General features: G+C 63.8%; 4 protein-coding genes and 1 pseudogene. 1 reads left to right on the forward strand and 4 read right to left on the reverse strand.

All coding sequences use genetic code 11. The features are described from left to right. The 3 genes from VBE63_RS27635 to VBE63_RS27645 form a co-directional block, all read right to left on the reverse strand. A partial coding sequence (locus VBE63_RS27635; protein ID WP_323686202.1) for a hypothetical protein occupies positions 1 to 219 on the reverse strand: 219 nt, incomplete at its 3' end. Beyond that, complete coding sequence (locus tag VBE63_RS27640) at positions 216 to 398, reverse strand: hypothetical protein (protein ID WP_323686198.1); 183 nt, start codon at positions 396 to 398, stop codon at positions 216 to 218. The genes VBE63_RS27635 and VBE63_RS27640, both read right to left, overlap by 4 nt. A gap of 211 nt (positions 399 to 609) precedes the next feature. Then, entirely contained in the window at positions 610 to 1,842 is a 1,233-nt protein-coding gene (locus tag VBE63_RS27645) for an ATP-binding protein (RefSeq protein WP_323686199.1), read from the reverse strand. Between the two features lie 164 nt (positions 1,843 to 2,006). On the opposite strand from VBE63_RS27645, the pseudogene VBE63_RS31655 reads away from it, so the two are divergent. Next, positions 2,007 to 2,114, forward strand: a pseudogene (locus VBE63_RS31655) (Rpn family recombination-promoting nuclease/putative transposase); the annotation flags it as partial. Between the two features lie 13 nt (positions 2,115 to 2,127). Here the strand turns inward: VBE63_RS31655 and VBE63_RS27655 are convergent. Then, on the reverse strand, positions 2,128 to 2,319 hold a 192-nt coding region (locus VBE63_RS27655), incomplete at its 5' end, for a hypothetical protein (protein WP_323686201.1).

The raw sequence follows: 2,319 nt of genomic DNA on the forward strand, positions 1-2,319 counted from the left end.
ATGCTCGGTGACGCTGCGCTCGAAGACATAGGCGTTCTGGCTGTTGTCGGCACTGGCCGGCTCGGGCTGGGGTAGGTCGAGCAGGGTGCAGAGTTCGGTCAGGAACAGTTGCAGGTTGGCGCGCTCATTGCCGCCGTGGCTGGTGCCGCAGCCCCAACGCCTGATGAAGGGGTCGACCTTGGATTCGGTGTCGGACGGTTCCGGGCTCGGGTCACTCACGGTAGGTTCCTTGATCGATGATGAAAGATCACCTGTGCTGACAGTGGGCGCAGCTCGGCCATCTCCGCGTGTGTCAGCTCGTGGGTGTCCGGGTCCGCCGCGATGCCCTCGCGGATGCGCCTGGTCTCTTCCTTCGACGCAATGCGGTACTTCATACCATTCCCGTCGGTGACGTGCATAGTGTCTGACCTCTTTGGGTGTCGCTTCTCGCAGGTTAATGATTCGGTCGCAGTCGTCCTCTTCGATCAAGGATTCTTGTGCATACGCTTGACGCTGGGATTTGCTGGGCCTATGCCGTCAGGTGAGGCGTGAGAACCCTGTGCCGCCGGGTGAGTGCCCTGTGGTCAACGCGCAAGATGCTTGCGTGTTGCTCTGGCGTTCGCGACGCGCTCAGCCGAGCAGATTCCAGGGTAGGGCCATGACCTCTTCCGTGATCCAGCGCGGCTGATCGACCGCGCACAGCAGCGCGCCGGTGGCGATATCGAGATGGGAGTGTGCCTCGCGGAAGGCGGTGATGCCGGAGGCCATGCGGCGGGTCGGCGCGGCGGTCAGCTTGATTTCGAACGGATGCAGCCATCCGTCACGCTCCAGGATCAGATCGACCTCGGCCCCGCCTGCCGAGCGCCAATGGTAGAAGATGGGGCGCGCGGGCAGCACGCTGGCCTGTTTGATGAGTTCGCCGGCCATGGCCGTCTCGAACAGGGCGCCGTACAGCGGATGGCTGGTCAGGGCGCGGGGCGAGGACAGGCGTGCATGGTGGCAGGCTAGACCGGTATCGGCGAAATAGCCCTTGGGCCGGGATGAGACCCGCTTGGTCGGATTGCCCGAAAAGGCCGCCAACTCAAACCATTGATAGGTGCCTTCCAGGATCTTGAGCCAACGGCGTGCGGTCTGGGGCGTCATGCCGATCTCGCGTCCCAGCTGGCTGTAGTTGATCTCCTGCGCTGTGAGCGCGCTCATCAGCCGAACGAAGCGGCCGAACTCCTGCCAGTCGTCGACCTCTCCCAGCAGACGTGCATCGCGCTCGACATAGGTGCGATGGTAGCCGGACCAGAAATCGGGGATGACTTCGGTCTCGAGCGCGATGACGCGTGGCAAGCTGCCGCGCCACAGCCAGTCCGGCAGGTGTCCCTGATAGCGGCCGGCCGTGCGCGCTTGGGCGAGAAAGTCGTCCGGGGCCTCCAGCCAGCGCGGCAGCCATCCGCTGGGGGCATCGACGATCTCGGGGATACAAAACCCAAACAGGTCGAGAAAGGCGCTGCGACCCGCCAGACTCTCGGACAGCCGTTGCAGGATCTGCCACTGTTGCGAGCCGGTGAGGAGATATTGACCGGCGCGTTCGGGTTCACGGTCGACCCGGCGCTTGATGGTGGCGACGACCTCGGGCGCATACTGGATCTCGTCGAGGATGACCGGCGGCGGGTGATTGAGCAGGAAGAGATCGGGTTCCCGCCGGGCGTCCTCGATGTCCAGACTGGCGTCGAACACCACATAGTCGTAGTCGGGAAAGCAGTGACGCAGCAGCGTGGTCTTGCCGACCTGGCGCGCGCCACTGACGATGACGACAGGGAAGGCGCGTGCTAGTAGGCGCAGGCGGTCGGTTTGCAGGCGAGGATGATACATGCCTGCCAAATTAATGATCTAATCATCGATTTGCAAGGAATTGGAACTATCGCAGGGCGCGATCAGCGGGCTGCTGTCAACGGCATTGGCGGACTTTGCTCGCATGCTGGCCCGTTCGGCACGGCTGCTTGCCTGATGGTCCGGCGGTTAGCGTACTGGCGAGCTACGGCTGGGCCGAACTTTACTGCGCCCAGCTCGGCAGCGGCGAGTCCTACACCAAGCTCAAGCCCACCTATGCCATCTGGCTGCTGGCCCAAGACCTGCTCCCCGATCCCAACCGCTCCCTCAGCGCGGCCGGTTGATCAGCGCCTCGGGCATCCGCCAGTGGTAGTGGATGGCGAGCATGCGGATCAGCACAATGGTGGCCGCGCCGAGCGCATAGCCGAGATCGGGGGCGAGTCCGACGAACTGGGTGGCCAGCGCCTGCAGTAGTAGTCCGATGATGATCGGCGTCGCATAGAGTTCGGGCGAGACCAG

The sequence above is a fragment of the Lamprobacter sp. genome, from assembly GCF_034860625.1.
Taxonomy (GTDB): Bacteria; Pseudomonadota; Gammaproteobacteria; order Chromatiales; family Chromatiaceae; genus Lamprobacter.